Here is a 19,399-nt window from a genome sequence, read left to right on the forward strand (position 1 = left end):
CCGGCACTCATCGCTGGCCGGCGAAAGCGAGTAGCAGCGCCGCCAGCCCCACCGCGAGCCAGGTCACGTAGTCGCCCAGTCGCCCCGAGTGGAGGCGGCGCAGTGGTACCACCAGCCTTCTGTTGAGGGCTGCGCCAAGTCCAGGGTGTGGCGGCTGTACCGCCGCCGCTGCAAGCCCTGCGGCCAGCAGGGCGGAGAGCAGTCCCAGTAGGACGCCCTCCGTGGTCCAGTCGCTCGGCGGCACCGGCGCGGGCGGGGGTGGCGCGGCCTGGTAGGCGGCCGCGAGGTAGCCGCCGTGGTCGGTGAAGAGCCGTGCCGCGTACGCAAGTTCGCGCCCGATGCCGGGCAGTACGCCGACGGCCAGGCTCGCCAGCAGGAGGACCCCCGGGACGACGGTCATCGGCCAGGGCGGCTGCCGGGTGGGGTCGCGGATCTCCGGCTCCTCACCCTCCCCGCTGGTCTCCGGTCCGCCGGGACGCTCCCGAGGGGTCTGCCCCGCTCCGGCGAAGACCCGCAGCCCGGCCCGCAGGACCGCGCCCCCGGTGATCGCGGAGACCACCACGTACAGGGCGGGCAGCAGCACCGGCAGCCGTTCACCGGCGGCTGCCTCGCTGAGGGCCTTGCCCAGGGCGGTGCCGAACGGCGGCAGGCCGGCCAGCGCAAGCCCGCCGACGCCGAACAGCACACCGGGCAGGACCAGTTCGCGGGCTTTCCCGTGCAGCCCGTGCTCGTCGACCGAGCCGTAGCGGTCCAGCAGTACGCCCGCCAGCCCGAACAGCGCCGCCTTGGCGCCGGCGTGCCCGGCGACGTACACGGCGGTGCCGGCCAGCCCCGCCGGGTCCAGCAGCGCGACACCGATCAGGAAGAGCCCGATGTGGCCGATCGTGGAGAAGGCCAGCAGACGCTTCAGATGCCGCTGCTGCCAGCAGAGCACCGCCCCGACCAGAGCCGTGAGTGACCCGACGACCAGCATCGTGGCCCGGAAGGCGGGTTGCGGTACTCCGCCGGGCCCGGCGAACACCGTCCAGTAGATCCGCGCCACGCCGTACACGCCGAGTTCCACCATGGCGCCGGAGAGCAGCATGCAGACCGGCGACGGCGCCACCGCGTGCGCGTCGGGCAGCCAGAAGTGGAACGGCACGGCGGCCGCCTTGACCAGGGGCCCGGTCAGCACGAGGACGAAGGCGCAGACCACCAGCAGGTCGGGTCGTCGGCCGTCCAGGGCCTGTCCGAGCTGGGCGAGGCCCAGCTGCCCGGTGCGGGCGTAGAGCAGCCCGATGCCGAGCAGCGAGCAGTACGCGGCCAGTGAGTTGACGATCCCGAAGGTGAGCGCGCCGTGCAGGGGGCGCGGGTCCTCGATCCGGTAGCCGGTCAACGCGTAGGCGCAGGCGCCCATCAGCTCGAAGAAGACGAAGGCGTCGAAGAGGTCGCCGGTGAGCGCGAAGCCGACCATTCCGGCTTCGAAGAGCAGCAGCAGCGCCGGGAACATGCCCCCGTGCTCGCCCGTCGGTTCGTCGAAGTAGCGCCAGGAGTAGACCACCACGGCCAGGACCAGCAGCGCGGCGAGCAGCGCGACGCCGCTGCCGAGCCGGTCGGCGACCAGCACGACGCCCACACTCCGTCCGCCCTGGGCGGGGTTGCCGTCGGGCGGCCCCCAGCCGGCGACCCAGTCGACCGCGCGGCCGTCGCCGGTGCGGGCCCGGAGCAGCGCCAGGCAGGCGGCCTCCAGCGCAGCGCACCCGGTGGTCAGCACGTCCGTCGCGGCCCTGGGCAGCCGACGCCCGGCGACGGTCAGGAGCACGGCGCCCAGCAGGGGGATCGCGACGGCGAGCGGCAGGAGGTTCGCGGTGCTCGGCACCCGTCAGCCCTTCAGGCCGGTGAGCTGCTCGGGGTCCACCGTGCCGTGCCGTTTGCGCAGTTGGATGACGAGGGCCAGCAGCAGCGCGGTGACGGTGGCGCCGACCACCACATCGGTCAGCGCGAGTGCCTGCACCACCGGGTCCACCACGGGCCTGCCCACGGGCAGGTCGCTGAAGACCGGCGCGGTGGCGCCTCGGCGGTAGCCGACCGAGAGCAGCAGCACGTAGGTGGAGGACTGGCAGACCGCCAGGCAGCCGACCGCGTGGATCAGGTTGCGGCTGGTCACCAGCCCATAGCCGCCGACCAGCAGGATCCACCCGGCGACCAGGTACGGAAAGACGCTCACTGCTGCTCCACCCCCGTGATCTCGACGGCCTGGTCCAGGAACTGCGCCAGCAGCACGATCACCCCGCCGGCCACCTCCACACCCACCACCGCGTTGATCACCGGCACCAGGCCGCCCGAGGCCAGCTGGTTGAAGGTCCCCAGCGGCAGCGTGTTCTTCAGGAAGGACCCGGCAGCGACCAGACCGACCAGGCCGAGCACACTGAAGGCCCCCGCCGCCAAGGCGTCCGCCACGTCCAGCACCGCCAGCGGCCGGACCTGGTGCAGGGCGCGGTAGTCCGCCGCGACGTAGGCCAGATGGAGCCCGGTGGCCAGCACCACCCCGCCCTGGAAGCCGCCTCCCGGGCTGAGCTGCCCGTGCGCCACCAGGTAGCCGCCGGTCAGCAGCGTCACCGGCAGCAGCACCGCGCCGAACAACCGGGTCGTGGGGAGCACCCGGGCGGGCCGGGGCTGCTCCTTGCGCTCATCCCTGGCCAGCCGCAGCACCATGCCGGCTCCCAGCACCGAGGCGAACAGGATGGACTCCTCGCCCAGGGTGTCGAAGCCGCGTTGGTCGAAGTTGACCGAGGAGATCACGTTGGCGGTGTGCTGCTGGAGCGCCGCCGCGACCGCCCGCTCGCCGTACGGGTGGACGGCGCCCCCGAAACCGGGCAGCTCGGTGCAGGAGACGGCGAACACGGCGGCGATCACCAGGCCGGCGCAGCCGAGCAGCCAGAGCCGCGCGCGGCGGCTCACTCGCCCTCCTCCTCGCTCCCGGGCCGGCCGCCGCGCCGCACCTTACGGACGGTCAGCAGGATCAGCAGCGGCGTCACGGCCGTGCCCACCCCGAGCTGGGAGAGTGCCACGTCCGGCGCCTGAAGGACGGTGAAGAGCACGGCGAGGCTCAGCCCGAGCGCGGCCAGCACCACGGCCTGACGGGACGGATCCCGGGTCAGCGCGGCGGCGGTGGCGCAGCAGGCCACCGCGAGCAGCGCGAGGACGATCAGGGTGTCGGTCATCGGTAGGGCTCCGCCAGCTCGGGGTGCTCGTTGCGTACGGTGGTCCGCCCGATCGCCATGGTGGTCACCGTGCCGCCGACCACGAGCAGCGCCCCGATGACGAGCAGTTTCACCGCGCCGCGCCCTGGCCCGTTGTCCACGGCGAGGGCGAGTGCGACCAGTGGCGCGCCCAGCGAGGCGGCGGGGGAGAGCGCGTGCAGCCGCAGGTACGGGGCGGGCAGGCGCAGCAGTGCGAGGCCGGACAGCAGCAGGACGCCGGTGCCCGCGATCAGCAGCACGAGAGCGGCATGATGCCTCATCAGGTGTCCTCCCCGGCCAGGAAGCGGGTGAAGACCAGCGTCCCGGCGGGTGCCAGCACCGCCAGGACCAGCGCCAGGTCCACGTACGAGCTGCGTGAGAAGCCCTGGGACAGCAGCAGGAGAACCACCGTGACGACCGTTCCGGCCAGGTTCACACCCGCCAGCCGGCGATGCGCGGGGCCGTGCAGTGCGACGGCCAGCGAGGGTCCGAGCCCGCCCACCAGCAGCACGGCGGCGGCGAGCAGCCAGGCGTTCACCGGGCCCGCACCGCGCGCTCCAACGGCGAGGGCCGGTCGTCCAGGCTGTGCAGCAGCACCCGCCGTGGCGCCGACCCGGCGGGTGACACCTCCGCCACGAACGCGCCGGGCGTGGCGGAGAGCAGCGCGCAGGACCAGGCCGCGCCGGTGCCGAGCTCGATGGTCCGGAAGAGCGGCTCGGCCGCTCGGGGCCGTGCCACCAGGACGACCAGTCGGCCCAGGTCGGTCAGCATGGTGCGGGGGAGCTTCCAGAGCGCCGCCGCCCAGCCCGCCGTCCGGCCCACCCGGGCGCCCGCCGCACGCCGGGCCACGGGCGCGGCGACGGCGCCGAGCAGCGCGAGCCCGGCGCCGACCAGAACCTCCAGGACGCTGACCGTGCTGATGAACACGGCGTTCAGCGCCATCAGCAGGACCCACCAGAGCGCCGCCTCCACCACGAGGCTCCTCCCCGTCGTGTAGTGCCGGATCGTGTAGTGCCGGCCGTCAGATGTACCGCGTGTGGCGGGTCGGCGCGGCCCGCGCGCCGAGCCGTGGGGTGTGCTCCACCCACCCGGCGTAGCGCAGGAAGGCTGTCGGTGCACCCCGCAGCCGTGAGACGAACCCGGCGCCGGGGCGGCGCAGACCCGTTCCCAACCGTCCGACCACCGACCGCGCCCTGTCGGGAAGGGCGCCGAGAACGTGCGCGGCCTGCTGTTGGATGCTGCGGGCAATGGCCCGGTCGTCGAACCGGCCGTGCGCGCCGAAGTCCGCTCCGGCATCCACCGGCTCGAACAGGTTGTCCGGATCCCCGGCGCTCCGACGCTGTCCGTCCTGCTGGGAGGCGAACCCGGTCCTGGCCAGATAGCGGTCCAGCAGCCCCGGGGCGACCGCGTTCGCCACCAGCGTCGCCACCGTGCTGGCGCCGACCCAGTACTCCCGCCGACGCGGATGGTCGGCGGCGAACAGCACCGCGCGGGCGGCCACCTCCGGCTGATAGATCGGCGGCACCGGCTGCGCGCGCTCGGGCAGCCGGGAGCGGACCCAGTCGAACTGCGGGGTGTTGACGGCCGGCATCTGCACCATCGTGGTCCGCACCTGCGTCCCGGTGGCCAGCAGCTCGCACCGCAGCGCTTCGTGCCAGCCCTGGATGGCATGCTTGGCGCCGCTGTACGCGCTCTGCAGCGGGATGCCCCGGTAGGCGATGGCCGAGCCGACCTGCACGATCACCCCGTGGTCGCGCGGCAGCATCCGCCGCAGCGCGGCCGAGGTGCCGTAGACGTACCCGAGGTAGGTGACCTCGGTGACGCGCCGGAACTCGTCGGCGGTGATCTCGGTGAAGGGGGCGAAGACCGAGGCGAACGCGTCGTTCACCCATACGTCGATCGGGCCGAGTTCCTCCTCGGCGCGCGCGGCGGCGGCCTCCACCGCCTGCGGGTCGGCGGTGTCCGCCTCGATGGCGATCACCGTCGCCGCGCCGGCCTGCTCGGCCTCGCCCACCGCCGCCTCCAGGCCGGCCCGGCCGCGCGCGATCAGCGCGAGCCGGTCCCCCCGGGCGGCGAACGCCACCGCGCAGGCGCGGCCGATACCGCCGCTGGCCCCGGTGATCACCACTGTCCGGCGGGTTTGCTCCTGAGGTGTCATACCTGTGCGGCTTTCCCCGATCGGCGGCGGCAAACGGCGGGCTGGGAGCTGGTGCGGCTCGGGCGGGCGGGCCGTAGCGGCGAAGGGAGGTGAGCGATCCGCACGGGTGAGGGAGGTTTCGATGCCGACGGGACGTTGCTGGATACCAGTTATTGGCACACCATCGCCTATGAGAGGCAGGACCGGGCAGGCGCGCGGGTGCGGGCCCCGGGCGGTGCCTTGCCCCATGAGGAGGCCGTAGTCATGGCCGTGAACCGACGCTACGCGGTGACTCTGCCCGGCCCCGTCGGCGCGCACGGCCCACCGACGGTCGTCGTCATGCACTTGACCGACGAGGCAGCCCCCGGCGGCGGCCATATCTGGACGGACTCCGGGGGCGAGTGGCGGGTGCGGATCGAGGGCGAGGTGGCGACCGTGATCACCGCGCCCGCCGGGTACGACGACCACCAACCGTTGCATGCGGTGCCGCTGCCCTGACCGGCCAGGCTGGGTTCAGCGGTCTTGGCCCTGGTCGCCGGGGGCGTGGTGGGCGGGAACCCGGCCCCAGCGGTGGAAACCGTGGCGGTGGCTGCCGAACTCGGCATCGGGTGGGACAGCTTCGGGCTCGACGCCGGCGGTGTCGTTCTGCCGGTTCGCGGATGCGGGGGCGGCCCGGCCCGCTGCTGCCTGGGCCTTGGCAGCTTCGGCGCGCGCGTCGGCCGCCTCGACGCGGGCCTGCGCCGCCTGGGCCTGAGCATCCGCAACCTTGGCCTGCGCATCCTCGTGCTTCTCGGCGAGGGCGTCGCGCTCCTGGCGGACCGCCGCTGCCTGGCGGCGGGACTCCCTGAGGCCGCTGCGTGCCTCATGACCGACCCGTGAGGCGCGGCGGGCACCGTTGAGCAGCATGCCCAGCCCCAGGACGGCGAGTGCGCCGACCACGATCCCGTAAAGGAACAGCGCCCCGCTGGACCCGGTCACGTGGTAGCCGAACACCGAGAAGTCGTTGACGAGGGAGTGAGCCGAGCCGGTGTTGGTCACGACACCGGCCACCGCGACGACGACCGCCGCGATGAGAATGACGAGACCGATGATGACGATCATGATGTCTCCTTCGGTGGAACACATGGAGGACCGCAGACGGCGTGTGCCCCGACGGACGCCCGTCACACATCCGCAGCGCTCTGCGGCGCCGTTGCGAGACCGTGGTCCGGACCGCACAACGACGGTCGGCGCGAGCGGTTCGAATCTGCCGCCGGGGGCACACGCGCGGTGAGCCGTCGGGAGGCACCGACGGCCGGTCCGGAAGGAGGAGCCCCTCGCCGCCACCCGCCCGACCAAGGAGGACCGATGACCTACGGTCGAGGCGATCGACGGCCACATCGGCAAGGTCGACGAGGCCACCAATGAGGTCGGCGCTGCCTACATCGTCGTCGACACCGGGCCGTGGATCTTCGGCAAGCACGTCCTGCTGCCTGCCGGCACCGTCACCCGCGTCGACCCCGACGAGGAGAGCGTCCACGTCAACCGCACGAAGGACGAGATCAAGCAATCCCCGCAGTACGACCCCAACCGGAACCGCGGTGACCAGGGCTACCGTGCACTGGTCGGCGACTACTACGGCCGCTTCTACGGCTGATCACTCCCTCGTCAGCGCCCGCCGACGCGCGTGGACGGCGGGTCAGTGACGCCGTACGAGCCGGACTGCGGCTTCGAGCATCAGTGCGTGGACGAAGGCCTGCGGGAGGTTGCCGCGCAGCTGGCGTTGCGCGACGTCGAACTCCTCCGCATAGAGGCCGGACGGTCCGCAGGAGGCGCGGTTACGTTCGAACCAGCGCACCGCCTCGACGTCGTGGTGTTGCTGGTGCTCGGCCAGGGCCATGACGAAGCCGCACAGCAGGAACGCGCCTTCGGCGTCCGCCAGGGGCCGCTGGTCGTGGCGGAACCGGTAGACGTAGTGGTCCTGGGCGAGATCCGCTCGTACGGCGCGCAGGGTCGCGGTGCTGCGGGGGTCATCGGCCGGAAGGGCGCCGCGCAGGGCGGGCAGCAGCAGCGCGGCGTCCACACCGGTGTCGGTCGGGGAGCGCTGCCAGCGGCCGGTCGGGTGAAGGCAGTCGGCCGATGTCTCGGCGACGATCGCGTCCGCCAGCGCCTCCCAGGTGGCCGCGCGGCCGCTGCTCCCGCGGGGCGCGGCTGCGGCGATCGCGCGTAGGCCGGCGGCGCAGATCAGCCGGCTGTGCGCCCAGCGGTCGTCGTGCAGTTCCCAGATCCCGGCGTCGGGCTCGCGGTGGCGGGCCGTGATCGCCTCGGCTGCGCCGAGGGCGGCGCGCCAGCCGTCGGCGTCGAGTCGGCCGTGCCGGGCGGCGGCCGCGAGCAGCAGCAGGCTCTCGCCGAACACGTCGAGCTGGAACTGGCGGTTGACGTGGTTGCCGACGACGTCGAAGCCACCCGGATAGCCGGGCAGGTCCAGGGTGCGCTGGTCGGGCACCGCCGTCCCGCCGGCTGTGTAGGCGGGCGCCAGGTGGGGCCCGTGTTCGAGGAGTCGAGCGGTGACGAACCGTACCGAGTCGTCCAGCAGGGCGTGCGGGCCGGCGGCGGCGACGGCCTGGCCGATGTAGCACTGGTCGCGGATCCACACGTAGCGGTAGTCGTAGTTGCGGCCCTGCTCGGCGCGCTCCGGCAGGCTGGTGGTGGCTGCGGCCACCGTGCCGCCGCCGGGGCCGGTCATCCCGGTGAGCACGGCGTATGCCTGCTGTGCGTCGCGTCTGCCCAGCACCCCGGGCAGGTCGGGCACGCACGTCGCCCAGCTCGTCTCGGTCGCTCGCCACAGCTCGCCTGCGGCGACCGGGCCGGGCAGCGGACGGTCGGAGACCTCCAGGACGAGGTCGTGGTGGGTACCTGCCTCCAGAGGCAGCGCGGCGTGCAGGCCGGGGTGCCGCGTCCTGCCGGGGCGGGCGTCGGGCGCGCCGGTCCACCGGACGTACAGCTCACCGGCGCGGCCCGCCCACCGTCCGTGCTCGTCACGGCGCAGGTCGTGCAGCGGGTGCTGCCCGAAGCCCGCAGCCAGGTGCAGCCGCACGTCGACCTCGCTGTCGCCGTCTACGGCCAGGATCCGGCGCAGTACCACCGCGCGGTGAGGATCGCCGGGGTGGGCGAGGGCCTCGCGGCATTCGACGATGCCCGTGGTGGTGACCCAGCGGCTGCGCCAGATGAGGCTGCCCTGCTCGTAGTAGCCACCCCGGACGAACGGCCCGGCGGGGGTGACGGTGTACCAGCCGGGGCCGCCGATGAGGGCGGAGAAGACGGCGTCGCTGTCCCAGGCGGGTGCGCACATCCACACGATGTCGCCGCGTGGTCCGACCAGGGCACCGCGTCGGCCGTCGGCGAGCAGGGCGTAGTCGCGCAGTGCGTGCGGGGCCGGGGCGTCGCCGGTTGAGGTCACGGGATTCTGCTCCTTCGCAGCGGATCGGGTCAGGAGGTGCGGGCGCGATCGGCCTCCTGCGGTCTGAGGGTCAGGCCGAGGCCGGGGGCGCCCGAGGCACCGGGGTTGAGGGCGCCGCCGCGGGGGTCGAGGGCGCCGTCGAAGAGGAGGTGCTCGATGCGGACGTGGTCGTGGAACCACTCCAGGTGGCGCAGGTTCGGGACGGCGGCTGCGGCGTGGGCGTGAACGTGCGGGGCGCAGTGCCCGGACAGTTGGAGGCCGTGGGCCTGGGCGAGGGCGGCGGCGCGCAGCCAGACGGTGATGCCGCCGCAGCGGGTCGCGTCGGCCTGTAGGCAGTCCACCACCGGGACCATACGGGCGAAGTACGGCAGGTCGTAGCCGTACTCGCCGGCGGCGACGTCGGCGGTGACCGCATCGCGGACTAGGGCGAGGCCGGTGAGGTCGTCGGAGGAGACCGGTTCCTCGAACCAGCTCACGCCGAAGCCTGCGAGGGTGCGTCCGACCCGGACGGCCTGTTTCCGGGTGTAGGCGCCGTTCGCGTCGACGTACAGTTCGGCGTCCTCGCCGACCAGGCGGCGGGCCTGCTCGGTGCGCTCCAGGTCCCGCCGCTCCGAAGTGCCCCAGGATTCGCCGATCTTGATCTTGAATGCGGTGATGCCCTGCTCGGTCCAGCTGCCGAGCTGCTCGGCGAGCCGGTGGTGGTCGTAGGTGGTGAAGCCGCCGCTGCCGTAGACGGGGACCTCGGTGCGGGCAGCGCCGAGCAGGTCGATCAGCGGGAGGCCGAGCAGGCGGGCCTTGAGGTCCCACAGGGCGATGTCGACCGCGGAGATCGCGCCGGCGACCAGGCCGGGCCGCCCGGAGTTGCGCACGGCGCGGCTCATCGCCTCGTTGGCGGCCGGGACGTCGAACGCCGGCCGCCCGGTCACCGTGTCGGCGAGCTGACCGGTGATCACGTCGGCGGTGGCGGGGTCACCGTAGGTCCACCCGAGACCGGTGGTGCCCCCGCAGTGGGCCCGTACCAGGGTCATGGTGGTGTGGTCCCAGGCGAGGGTGCCATCCGCCTCCGGCGCGTCGGTGGGGAAGTCGAGGACCTGCACCTCCAGGCCCCCGATGGTCGGGGCGTCGGCGGCCGTCACGGTGTCCTCCTGGCGCGGTGTCGGGCGGCCAGAAGAGCAGCGGCGGCCGGAACGCCCGCGACACCCACGGTCAGCAGACGGGCCGGCGTACGCCTCGGCTGCGGGCGCGGGACAGCCTTCTCGGGGTGGTCGGCAGGTGGCGGCCCGTCCAGCGCCAGGGCGAGGGCTTCGGCCAGGTGCAGGGCGCGGCGGCCGGTGGCGGCCTGGTCGATCTGGGTGCGGCAGCTGAAGCCGTCGGCCAGGACGAAGGCGCTGGGGGCGGTGTCGCGTACGGCAGGCAGGACACCCTGCTCGGCGATGGCCTGAGAGAGGTCGTAATGGCCTTGCTCGAAGCCGAAGTTGCCTGCCAGCCCGCAGCAGCCCTCGTCGAGCACGTTCGCGTCGGTGCCGGTACGGCGCAGCAGTTCCCGGTCCGGATCGGTGCCGAGGACGGCGTGCTGGTGGCAGTGCGTCTGCACGGTCGCCGCCCGTTCGGTTCGCGGCGGCTGCCAGCCGCCCGGGGCGTGGTTGACGAGTTGTTCGGCGAAGGTGCGCGTCTGCGCGGCGAGGCGGGCGATGTCCTGGTCGCCGACGAGCAGCTCCGGGGCGTCGGCGCGGAAGACGGCGGCACACGAGGGTTCGAGCCCGATGACGGGTGTGCCGGCCTCCAGCCACGGCCGCAGGACCCGGGTGGTCCGTTGCAGGACGCGGCGGGCGGTGGCGAGCTGCCCGGTGGAGATCCACGTCAGGCCGCAGCACACGGGGCTGCCCGGGACGGCGACCTGGAAACCGGCGTCTTCGAGCACGCGGACGGCGGCGTCCGCGATGTGGGGGTGGAAGTGGTTGGTGAAGGTGTCCGGCCACAGCAGCACGGTGCGCGGATCGCGCGGATCGGGCTGCGGTCGCCCGGCCCGGCGCCAGGACTCCTGGAACGACTCCGGCGCGAAGAGGGGTGCCGCGCGGCGCGGGTCGATCCCGGCCAGCAGCTTCCCCGCCCGCCCGAGACCGGGCGCGTGCAGGGCGGCATTGGCCATCCCCGGCGCCCTGCGGGCGAGTTGGGCCCACAGTGGGAGCCACCCCATGGCGTAGTGGGCGGGCGGGCGCAGCCGCCCCTGGTAGTGGTGGGCCAGAAACTCGGCCTTGTACGTGGCCATGTCGACCCCGACCGGGCAGTCGGACTTGCAGCCCTTGCAGGCCAGGCACAGGTCGAGTGCGTCACGGACCTCGGGGGAGCGCCACCCGCCGGTCACGGGTGAGTCGTCGTGGCCGCTCAGCATCTCGAACAGCAGCCGCGCCCGGCCACGGGTGGAGTGCTCCTCCTCGCCGGTGGCGCGGTAGGAGGGGCACATCACCCCGCCCTGCTGGGTACGGCAGTTGCCGACGCCCACGCAGCGCAGGACCGCGCGGGAGAAGTCGTGGTCGTCGTCGGGATACCCGAAATGCGTCCGGTGGGGCCGGGGTCGCCAGTCGGCGCCCAGGCGCAGGTTGTCGTCCACGCGACGGGGGTGGACGACCTTGCCGGGGTTCATCCGGTTGCCCGGGTCGAACAGCGCCTTCACCTCGCCCATTGCGTCCACGAGCGGCTGTCCGAACATGCGCGGCAGCAGCTCGCCACGGGCCTGACCGTCCCCGTGCTCGCCCGACAGCGACCCGCCGTAGGAGGCCACCAGATCGGCCGCGTCGAACAGGAACGCCCGGAACGCCTCGATGCCCTTGCCCTCGCGCAGCTCGAACGGGATCCGCGTGTGCACGCAGCCCTGCCCGAAGTGCCCGTACAGGGAAGCCTGTTGGTAGTCGTACCGGTCGAACAGCCGCTCCAGGTCCCGTAGGTAAGCACCGAGCTTCTCCGGCGCGACGGCGGAGTCCTCCCAGCCCTCCCAGGTCTCGCGGCCGTCCGGCGGACGGGCGGTCACACCCAGACCCGCCTCCCGGGCCTTGAGCATCTCCTGCTCCCGCGCCGGATCGTCCGAGAGCGCCACCGTCGCATCGTCCTCACGGCGGCCCAATGCCCGCAGCAGCTCGTACGCCTGCGCGTCGGCCGCCTCCTTCGTGTCGCCGGTGAACTGGAGCAGCAGCCAGCTGTCGCCCTCGGGCAGGCGCGCCAGTGAATCGAGGTAGGCGTGCTCCTCCCGCATCAGCTGAGCCATCCGCCCGTCGACGGCCTCCAGCTGGGAGGGGCGGCTGTGCTCCAGCAAGCCGGGAACGGCGTCCGCTGCGGCGTAGATGTCGTCGAAGCCCAGGACCAGCAGCGCCTCGGCGGCCGGCACGTCGACCAGCTCCAGCTCCGCCCGCAGCACGGTCACCAGGGTGCCCTCGCTGCCGACCAGGGCGCGGGCCAGGTCGAAGCCGTTCTCCGGCAGCAGGGCGTCCAGGTTGTAGCCCGAGACCCGGCGCGGGATCTTCGGGTAGCCGCGCCGGATCTCGGCCAGATGGCGGCCGGTGACGTCGCGCAGCCCCTGGTAGAGCCGGGCCTGCGGTCCCTCCTCGGCCGCGATCCGCGCGAACTCGTCCTCGTCGGTGGCGCCGGCCCAGAAGCGCGTGCCCTCGTACGTGAGGACCTCCAGCCGGCGGACGTTGTCGGCCGTCTTGCCGTAGGCCTGGGCGGACGCCCCGCAGCTGTTGTTGCCGATCATCCCGCCCAGCGAGCAGTGGCTGTGCGTGGACGGCTTCGGTCCGAACTTCAGCCTGTGCGGCGCCAGTTGACGGTTGAGATCGTCCAGGACGATGCCCGGCTCGACCACACAGGTCCGCGCCTGCGGATCGACCGACAGCAGCCGGTCGCAGTACTTGGTCCAGTCGACGACCACAGCCTCGTTCGTGCACTGCCCGCCCAGACTGGTGCCGCCGCCGCGCGACAGCACCGGAGCGGCGAACCGCGAGCACACACCCACCGCCGCCGCGCCCGCCTCCACCGTGCGCGGCAGCACCACGCCGATCGGGACCTGGCGGTAGTTGGAGCCGTCGGTGGCGTAGGCGCCACGGCTGCCGGCGTCGAACCGGACCTCGCCGTCCACCTCGGCGCGCAGTGCCCGCCCGAGTGCGGCGAGATCCACCTGCTGAGTGCCGGACATCGTCAGCTCCGCCCGCTGCCGGGCAGGATCTCCTGGATCTTCGCCTTCACACCCTGCTGGATCACCGACACCCGGTCGCTGTCGCCGTGCAGCACGGACAGGGCGGCGGCCTTGATCTGGTCCCAGGAGGCGTGCGGCGGGATCGGCGGCACCGCCGGGTCGGTGCGGAAGTCGATGACGAACGGGCGGTCCGCCGTGAGCGCCTGACTCCACGCCGGCCCCACGTCCTCCGGGCGCTCCACCCGACGCCCGTGCAGGCCGAACAGCTGGGCGACGTCGGCATAGCGCACATCCGGCACGCTCTGCGAGGGCTCGAACTGCGGGGCGCCCTGCATCGCCCGCATCTCCCAGGTGACCTGGTTCAGGTCGTGGTTGTTCAGCACCGCCACCACCAGGCGCGGGTCGGACCACTCCTGGTAGTACTTCGCCGCGGTGATCAGCTCGGCCAGGCCGTTCATCTGCATGGCGCCGTCGCCGACGATCGCGATCGCCGGGCGGTCCGGATGGGCGAACTTCGCGCCGATCACGTACGGCACCCCGGGCCCCATGGTCGCCAGCGTCCCCGAGAGCGAGCCGCGCATGGTGCCGCGGAAGCGCAGGTGGCGGGCGTACCAGTTGGCGGCCGATCCGGAGTCGGCGGCCACGATGGCGTTCTCGGGCAGCAGCGCGTCCAGCGCGTGGACGACGTACTCGGGGTTGAGCGGGTCGGCCGACACCTCGGCGCGGCGCTGCATCACCTCCCACCAGCGAGCGGCGTTCTCCTCGACCGTCTTGCGCCAGGCGCGGTCGGCCTTGTGCTCCAGCAGTGGGATCAGCCGGCGCAGTGCCTCGCCGGCGTCCCCGACCAGGTTGACCTCGAACGGGTAGCGCATTCCGACCATCGACGGGTCGAGATCGATCTGCACCGCCCGTGCCTGGTCGAACTCGGGCAGGAACTGCGTGTACGGGAAGCTCGACCCCACCACCAGGAGGGTGTCGCAGTCGCGCATCATCTCGTACGACGCCCTCGTGCCGAGCAGCCCGACCGAGCCGGTCACGTACGGCAGGGTGTCGGGCAGCGCGTCCTTGCCGAGCAGCGCCTTCGCGACCCCGGCGCCGAGCAGCTCGGCGACCTGCTCGACCTCCGGGCGGGCCGAGCGGGCGCCCTGCCCGATCAGCATCGCCACCCGCTCGCCCGCGTTGAGGATCTCCGCAGCCCGCGCGAGGTCCTCCTCGGCCGGGACGGGGGCGTACCGGGAGACGCCGAGGCTGGAGGGGACCTGCTTGAACGCGTGCGCGGGCGGCTCGTGGTCGAGCTCCTGCACGTCGGCCGGGATGATCACCGCCGTCACCGTCCGCCGGGCGGCGGCGATCCGCATGGCCCGGTCCAGGACGTTGGGCAGTTGGGCGGGGACGGTGACCATCTCGCAGTACTCCGAGGCCACGTCCTTGTACAGGGTGAGCAGGTCGACTTCCTGCTGGTAGGAGCCGCCCATCGCGCTGCGGTCGGTCTGCCCGACGATCGCGACCACCGGGACGTGGTCGAGTTTGGCGTCGTAGAGGCCGTTCAGCAGGTGGATGGCGCCGGGGCCGGAGGTGGCCGCGCACACTCCGGTGCGGCCGGAGAACTTCGCGTAGCCGACGGCCTGGAAGGCGGCCATCTCCTCGTGTCTGGCCTGGATGAACCTCGGGCGGTCGTCGGCGCGGCCCCAGGCGGCGAGCAGGCCGTTGATGCCGTCGCCCGGGTAGGCGAAGACGTACTCGACCTCCCAGTCGCGCAGGCGCTCCAGCACGTAGTCGGAAACCTTCATCACCGAACTCCTCCACTGCGTGGTCGTGACACCTCGGGGTGCCGGGGGTCCATGGAGGGCGGCTAACCGCTGGCGCCGCGCTGAAACCGTCGGTGCGCGGGCCGGTGCGTGCGGGGAGGGGAATCACCGCAGTGGGCACTCGGCCCAGACGGACTTGCCGGACGGCGCGAGGTCGCTGCCCCACCTGGTGGCCAGCCGCTCGACGACGAGCAGGCCGTAGCCGCCGGGGCGGCCCGGGGTCGCCGTGCGCCGCACGGGCCGGGCGCGGCTGGGGTCGGTGACCTCGACCCGCACCGCTCCCTCGCGCCGGCTCAGGCTGACCCGATGGGGACGGTCGGCGTGCAGTCGGGCGTTGGCGACCAGCTCGCTGACGACCAGCAGGATGTCCTCCCGCGCCGCCCCGCCGATGCGCCAGGCGGCGAGCACGTCCCCGGCGAAGGCCCGAGCAACGGTGACCGGATGCTCCACCCGGGACACGTCCAAGCGGCGCACCTGCCCGTCGGGCCAGGCGCACCGTGCTGCCACAACCATGGGCTTCACCCCCAGATCGGCAGGCAGCCCCGATGTCTGGCAGATGCCCGCCGTCCGCCGGTTCACACCTCGACGGACGGTCGGCAGGCTCCCGGTAGGCCCGGTGGCGGTTCCTGGGGTCCGGTTGCGCCGATCCCACCCCGGCATGAAGTTAGAGCCGTCAGGCCCGGGGAACCCGCCACATATCGACTCCCCGTCGAGTACCGACAAGGAGAGGGACATGACGCCCCACAAGAAAATCATCACGGTCTTCGGCGCGACCGGCTCCCAAGGCGGCGCGCTGGCCAGAGCGATTCTCGCCGACGAAGCCGCCGACTTCACCGTGCGCGCCGTCACCCGCACGCCCGACTCCGAGACCGCCAAGGAACTCGAACAGCGCGGAGCCGAAGTCGTCCGGGCGGACCTGGACGACCCGTCCAGCCTCGGCCCGGCCTTCGCGGGCGCGTACGGCGCCTACCTGGTGACCAACTTCTGGGAGCACATGTCCGCCGAGCGCGAGAAGGCCCAGGCAGCCGCCCTGGCCCAGGCGGCGGGACACGCCGGCATCCAGCACGCCATCTGGTCCACCCTCGAGGACACCCGGGAGTGCATCCCGCTCGACGACCCGCGCATGCCCACGCTCCAGGGCAACTACAACGTCCCGCACTTCGACGCGAAGGCCGAAGCCGACCACTACTTCGCCGACGCCGCGGTGCCCACAACCTTTCTGCGCTCCACCTTCTACTGGGAGAACCTCCTCGGCATGTTCTCCCCCACCAGAGACCCGGACGGTGCCCTGCTGCTCACCATCCCGATGGGGACGAGCCGGCTGTCGGGCATCGCCGTCGACGACATCGGCAAGACCGCGCTCGCCATCCTCAGGCGCGGCACCGACCTCATCGGCGCCACCGTCAGCATCGCCGGTGAACACCTGCGGGTCGCCGACATGGCCGTAGCCATCACCGAGGCCACCGGCATCCCCATGAAGTACCTCCCCATGAGCCCGGACGCCTTCCGCATGCTCGACTTCCCCGGCGCGGAGGAGGCCGGGAACATGTTCCAGTACTACGCCGACTGCGAGGACCACTTCACCAGCGCCCGCGACCTCGAAGCCGTCCGGGACCTCAACCCAGAGCTCCAGTCGTTCGCGGCCTGGCTCGCCACCCACCGCGACCAGCTGAGCGCCGCCTGGACCTGAACGGCCAGCGCGGCTCGCGCCCGGTCGGCTGCGGCCCGAGAGTGAGATCCATGGCCGGACAACCCGAGCGCGCCCCACATCCAGAACGCCACGAAACACCCGACGAGCGAGCCGACCGGAACCTGGTCGAGCTCCTCCAGGAGCTGCGGGTCCTGCAGACCGGCGTGCAGATCGTCTTCGCCTTCCTCCTCGGTGTGGCGTTCACACCCCGTTTCACGCAGCTGGACGGCACCCAGCAGGACATCTACGTCGCCACCCTGCTGCTCACCATCGTGTCCTCCGCCGTCCTCGCCACCCCGGTGGCCCTGCATCGCGGCCTGTTCCACCGGGGCGCCAAGCGCCGGATCGTGGCCCTGTCCACCAAGCTCACCCAGACCGGCCTGCTCTTCCTCGCCCTGGCTCTCAACGGAGCCGTCCTGCTCCTGATGGACGTCGTGCTCGGCCGCACCGCGGCCGTCGCCATCACGGCGGCCACTGCCCTGCTGTTCGCCGGCCTGTGGTTCGTACTGCCGTGGGCGCTGAAGAGGTCCTGACCGTCGACGCAGGTCACTACGGACGCGGCCGACGGAGACGTTCGCCATCGTCGCGCCGGGCAGGGCCCGCACGCCTGCCTGGTCGCGCTGCACGAACTCGAGGACGAGGACGCCCCCTCCGGCGTGCAGGCCGGGCTGTACGCCGGCATGACCGTGTGGAGTGTCAACGCCCCGGCTCCCGTCGGCGGCGCGCACCGGCACTTCGCCGGCCTGCGGGACGCGACAGGCGACATCCGCGCTTTCGTGTCCGGTGCACACCAGAACCCGGTAGCCGAACCGGCCCGCTGAACCCGGCGCGCCCGGCTCGTCGGGCCTCATCGGGCGAGCGACTCGATGACGCCGTGCCAGCTCCGGTGGTAGCCCTCCCGGAGCGGCCCGCCGGCCAGGGCGAGGACCTCGCCGGCCGCCGCTGCCAGTGGCCCGGCCTCGGCCGAGCGGCAGAGGTGCAGGTGACCCGACCAGCAGGGCGGCGCCGCGCAGGTGCGAGCGCCCGGCAGCACGGCAGCCCCGGATCGCGGGGGGCGATCCGGGATTGCCGGCGAGGCGGTGCGAGGTCAGCCGAGCTTGGCCTTGAGGAGGTTGGCGCCGTTGTACGAGCCCCAGCCGGTCACCTTGTCGAAGCCGGCGGCGGCCTTGTAGGCGCCGTTGCTGCCGCTGGTGACGTCGTGGAAGGCCGAGGCGTAGGAGGAGGAGCCGCCCAGGGAGTAGATGGTGCCGTTGGCGAAGCCGAAGGCGGGCTTGCCCTTTGCGGCCGCCTCGCTGTTGTAGACGGCGGTGAAGGCCGCCCAGTTCGGGGCGGCGGCGCTGGTGCCGCCGAAGGTGTACCAGGCGCCCTGGGTGTAGATCGCCCAGCCGGTGGCCGGGTCGGCGACGGCGGCGACGTCCGGCACGGCGCGGTGGCCGGTGGTGTTGACGCCGGTCTGGTAGCTGGGGGTGGCGAAGACGGAGGAGACGCCGCCACCACTGCCGGACCAGCCGGTCTCGCTGCTCCAGGCGCCCGAGGAGGACGTCTTGAGGTTGGTGCCGCCGGTGCCCGTCACCCACGGGTCGGCTGCCGGGAAGTCGACGGAGGTGCCGCCGTTGCCCGCGTCGTCGGAGCCGCTGTCGCCCGAGGCCGCGTAGACGGACTGCCCCTGGGCGGCCGCCTCCTTGAGGTCGGTGTCGACCGCGACGCGGTTGCTCGCCGTCTCGCCCGTCTCGTAGATGCCCCAACTGATCGAGATAACCGGGACGTTGTCGCTGACCAGCTTGGCGTAGACCGCGGCCTCGCCGGCGTCGCTGTTCGGCGCCTCGTACACCTTGATCGCGGCACCCGGAGCGAGCGCCTGGACGACCTCGATGTCGAGCTCCACCTCGTCCTCGCCGGAGAGGTCGGTGGTGCCGCCGCCCGCGCCGACCACCACCGGGGTCGAGGGGGTCAGCGAGTTGTACTTGTCGTAGGCGGCGATGTTGGACTGCTTGAAGGCGGAGAACTCCAGCAGGGCGACGGTGGTGCCCTTGCCGGTGTAGCCGGCGCCGAGCGTGGAGGTCAGGTTGTAGGCCGAGCGGGCCTTGGTCGGGCTGAGGCCGCTGGGGGCGCGGGTGACGGCGTCCGGGTCGGCCTTCTTGGCGGAGGCGTGGTGGCTGTATTTGGCGTAGTTGTTGAGGCCCGAGACGTCGCTCACCACGGAGGCGATCTCGGCGGGCAGCACCGGGGCGGTGGTGTTGGCGAAGAAGTCCTGCCCGGCGGACGGGTCGTGGAAGGTGGCCAGGCTGGTGCCGAAGGCCCGCTGGATCTGGGCGGCGGTGCCGGTGGCCTCGATGGTGAGGCGGTTGGCGGTGACCGGGCCGACCGTCAGGCCCTGGGTTTCGAGGTAGTCGGAGACCTTGGCCACGGTGGCCGGGGCGGCGCCGAAGCGCTCGGCGAACTGGTCCACCGTCAGGTAGTGCTGGTACTGGGCCGACTTGGGGTCGGTGACCTTGGCCAGGAAGGTGTCGAGGCCGGCCGCGTCCCGCTGGTTGAGGCTGACCGCCACGGATATCCGGCGGTCGGCCGCCACCTGGCCGGTGCGGATGGAGTGGCTCACCGCCGGGAGCAGGTCACCGCGCAGGCCGGCGGAGGCCGAGCGGTCGGCGGCGGGGGAGCCCGAGGAGTCGGCCGAGGTCGCGGCGAAGACCGGGGAGGCAGCGAGGGCGATGATCGGCAGCGGGGCGGCGAGCAGACCGACGATGGGGCGAAGGCGGGGCTTCACGGGTCCTCCTGGGACGGGGTGGGAGACGCGGCCGGGGACGGCGGTAGCCGTGCCGCGTCGGTGAGTTGTGTACTTCTTGACTCGATGCGGACAACTCTAGGAATGGCGAGCCGCCGTCAAAAGCGGGGTTACCCTTGCCTGTCCTGTGAACCCG

At 72.8% G+C, this 19,399-nt stretch carries 19 protein-coding genes; 3 read left to right on the plus strand and 16 right to left on the minus strand.

All coding sequences use genetic code 11. The features are described 5' to 3' along the window. Positions 1–7: 7 nt before the first annotated feature. Genes ACR68M_RS31465 through ACR68M_RS31500 form a run of 8 tightly spaced genes read right to left on the minus strand, consistent with a single transcriptional unit; the run spans position 8 to position 5,379 of the window. The gene (locus ACR68M_RS31465) at positions 8–1,858 is read right to left on the minus strand and encodes a complex I subunit 5 family protein (RefSeq protein ID WP_441247549.1); all 1,851 of its coding nucleotides are present in this window, start codon (positions 1,856–1,858) and stop codon (positions 8–10) included. Positions 1,859–1,861: 3 nt separating this feature from the next. After that, positions 1,862–2,206 (minus strand): sodium:proton antiporter, encoded by a 345-nt coding sequence (locus ACR68M_RS31470; protein ID WP_441247550.1) that lies wholly within the window; start codon positions 2,204–2,206, stop codon positions 1,862–1,864. Beyond that, positions 2,203–2,940, minus strand: coding sequence for an MnhB domain-containing protein (locus ACR68M_RS31475; RefSeq protein ID WP_441247551.1), 738 nt, complete (start codon positions 2,938–2,940; stop codon positions 2,203–2,205). The genes ACR68M_RS31470 and ACR68M_RS31475 overlap by 4 nt, the downstream gene beginning before the upstream one ends. After that, a complete protein-coding gene (locus tag ACR68M_RS31480; protein ID WP_441247552.1) occupies positions 2,937–3,203 on the minus strand; it encodes a Na(+)/H(+) antiporter subunit B in 267 nt (88 codons plus the stop codon). The genes ACR68M_RS31475 and ACR68M_RS31480 overlap by 4 nt, the downstream gene beginning before the upstream one ends. Further along, positions 3,200–3,502, minus strand: a complete 303-nt coding sequence (locus ACR68M_RS31485; protein ID WP_441247553.1) for a monovalent cation/H(+) antiporter subunit G — start codon at positions 3,500–3,502, stop codon at positions 3,200–3,202. The genes ACR68M_RS31480 and ACR68M_RS31485 overlap by 4 nt, the downstream gene beginning before the upstream one ends. After that, positions 3,502–3,759 (minus strand): MrpF/PhaF family protein, encoded by a 258-nt coding sequence (locus ACR68M_RS31490; protein ID WP_441247554.1) that lies wholly within the window; start codon positions 3,757–3,759, stop codon positions 3,502–3,504. Before ACR68M_RS31490 ends, ACR68M_RS31485 begins: the two co-directional genes overlap by 1 nt. Further along, a complete protein-coding gene (locus ACR68M_RS31495) occupies positions 3,756–4,193 on the minus strand; it encodes a hypothetical protein (protein ID WP_441247555.1) in 438 nt (145 codons plus the stop codon). The genes ACR68M_RS31490 and ACR68M_RS31495 overlap by 4 nt, the downstream gene beginning before the upstream one ends. 49 nt (positions 4,194–4,242) lie before the next feature. Beyond that, positions 4,243–5,379 carry an SDR family oxidoreductase gene (locus tag ACR68M_RS31500; RefSeq protein ID WP_441247556.1) on the minus strand — a complete coding sequence of 379 codons (1,137 nt, stop codon included), beginning with the start codon at positions 5,377–5,379 and terminating at the stop codon, positions 4,243–4,245. A gap of 243 nt (positions 5,380–5,622) precedes the next feature. Between ACR68M_RS31500 and ACR68M_RS31505 the strand changes: the two genes are divergently transcribed. Then, positions 5,623–5,856: a DUF6296 family protein gene (locus ACR68M_RS31505; RefSeq protein WP_441247557.1), complete on the plus strand. Its 234-nt coding sequence runs from the start codon at positions 5,623–5,625 to the stop codon at positions 5,854–5,856. A gap of 15 nt (positions 5,857–5,871) precedes the next feature. On the opposite strand, the gene ACR68M_RS31510 is transcribed toward ACR68M_RS31505, so the two are convergent. From ACR68M_RS31510 to ACR68M_RS31535, 6 genes are all read right to left on the minus strand, one after another. Next, complete coding sequence (locus ACR68M_RS31510; protein WP_441247558.1) at positions 5,872–6,459, minus strand: hypothetical protein; 588 nt, start codon at positions 6,457–6,459, stop codon at positions 5,872–5,874. A 577-nt stretch (positions 6,460–7,036) separates the two neighbouring features. Continuing rightward, on the minus strand, positions 7,037–8,797 hold the full coding sequence (locus tag ACR68M_RS31515) for a glycoside hydrolase family 15 protein (RefSeq protein ID WP_441247559.1): 1,761 nt from the start codon (positions 8,795–8,797) through the stop codon (positions 7,037–7,039). Positions 8,798–8,826: 29 nt separating this feature from the next. After that, positions 8,827–9,933, minus strand: coding sequence for an enolase C-terminal domain-like protein (locus tag ACR68M_RS31520; RefSeq protein WP_441247560.1), 1,107 nt, complete (start codon positions 9,931–9,933; stop codon positions 8,827–8,829). Next, complete coding sequence (locus ACR68M_RS31525; RefSeq protein WP_441247561.1) at positions 9,930–12,983, minus strand: FAD-binding and (Fe-S)-binding domain-containing protein; 3,054 nt, start codon at positions 12,981–12,983, stop codon at positions 9,930–9,932. The genes ACR68M_RS31520 and ACR68M_RS31525 overlap by 4 nt, the downstream gene beginning before the upstream one ends. Positions 12,984–12,985: 2 nt before the next feature. Then, positions 12,986–14,773, minus strand: a complete 1,788-nt coding sequence (locus ACR68M_RS31530; protein WP_441247562.1) for a thiamine pyrophosphate-requiring protein — start codon at positions 14,771–14,773, stop codon at positions 12,986–12,988. A 123-nt stretch (positions 14,774–14,896) separates the two neighbouring features. Continuing rightward, positions 14,897–15,250, minus strand: a complete 354-nt coding sequence (locus ACR68M_RS31535) for an ATP-binding protein (RefSeq protein ID WP_441251763.1) — start codon at positions 15,248–15,250, stop codon at positions 14,897–14,899. A 274-nt stretch (positions 15,251–15,524) separates the two neighbouring features. On the opposite strand from ACR68M_RS31535, the gene ACR68M_RS31540 reads away from it, so the two are divergent. Next, positions 15,525–16,481 (plus strand): NmrA/HSCARG family protein, encoded by a 957-nt coding sequence (locus ACR68M_RS31540; RefSeq protein ID WP_441247563.1) that lies wholly within the window; start codon positions 15,525–15,527, stop codon positions 16,479–16,481. A 50-nt stretch (positions 16,482–16,531) separates the two neighbouring features. Beyond that, positions 16,532–17,014 (plus strand): DUF6328 family protein, encoded by a 483-nt coding sequence (locus ACR68M_RS31545; protein ID WP_441247564.1) that lies wholly within the window; start codon positions 16,532–16,534, stop codon positions 17,012–17,014. A gap of 314 nt (positions 17,015–17,328) precedes the next feature. Here the strand turns inward: ACR68M_RS31545 and ACR68M_RS31550 are convergent, their stop codons facing one another. Further along, the gene (locus tag ACR68M_RS31550; RefSeq protein WP_441247565.1) at positions 17,329–17,514 is read right to left on the minus strand and encodes a hypothetical protein; all 186 of its coding nucleotides are present in this window, start codon (positions 17,512–17,514) and stop codon (positions 17,329–17,331) included. 54 nt (positions 17,515–17,568) lie between these two features. After that, positions 17,569–19,245: a S53 family peptidase gene (locus tag ACR68M_RS31555; protein WP_441247566.1), complete on the minus strand. Its 1,677-nt coding sequence runs from the start codon at positions 19,243–19,245 to the stop codon at positions 17,569–17,571. Between the last annotated feature and the right edge of the window lie 154 nt (positions 19,246–19,399).

The organism is Kitasatospora sp. McL0602 (genome assembly GCF_052076145.1).
Lineage (GTDB): Bacteria > Actinomycetota > Actinomycetes > Streptomycetales > Streptomycetaceae > Kitasatospora.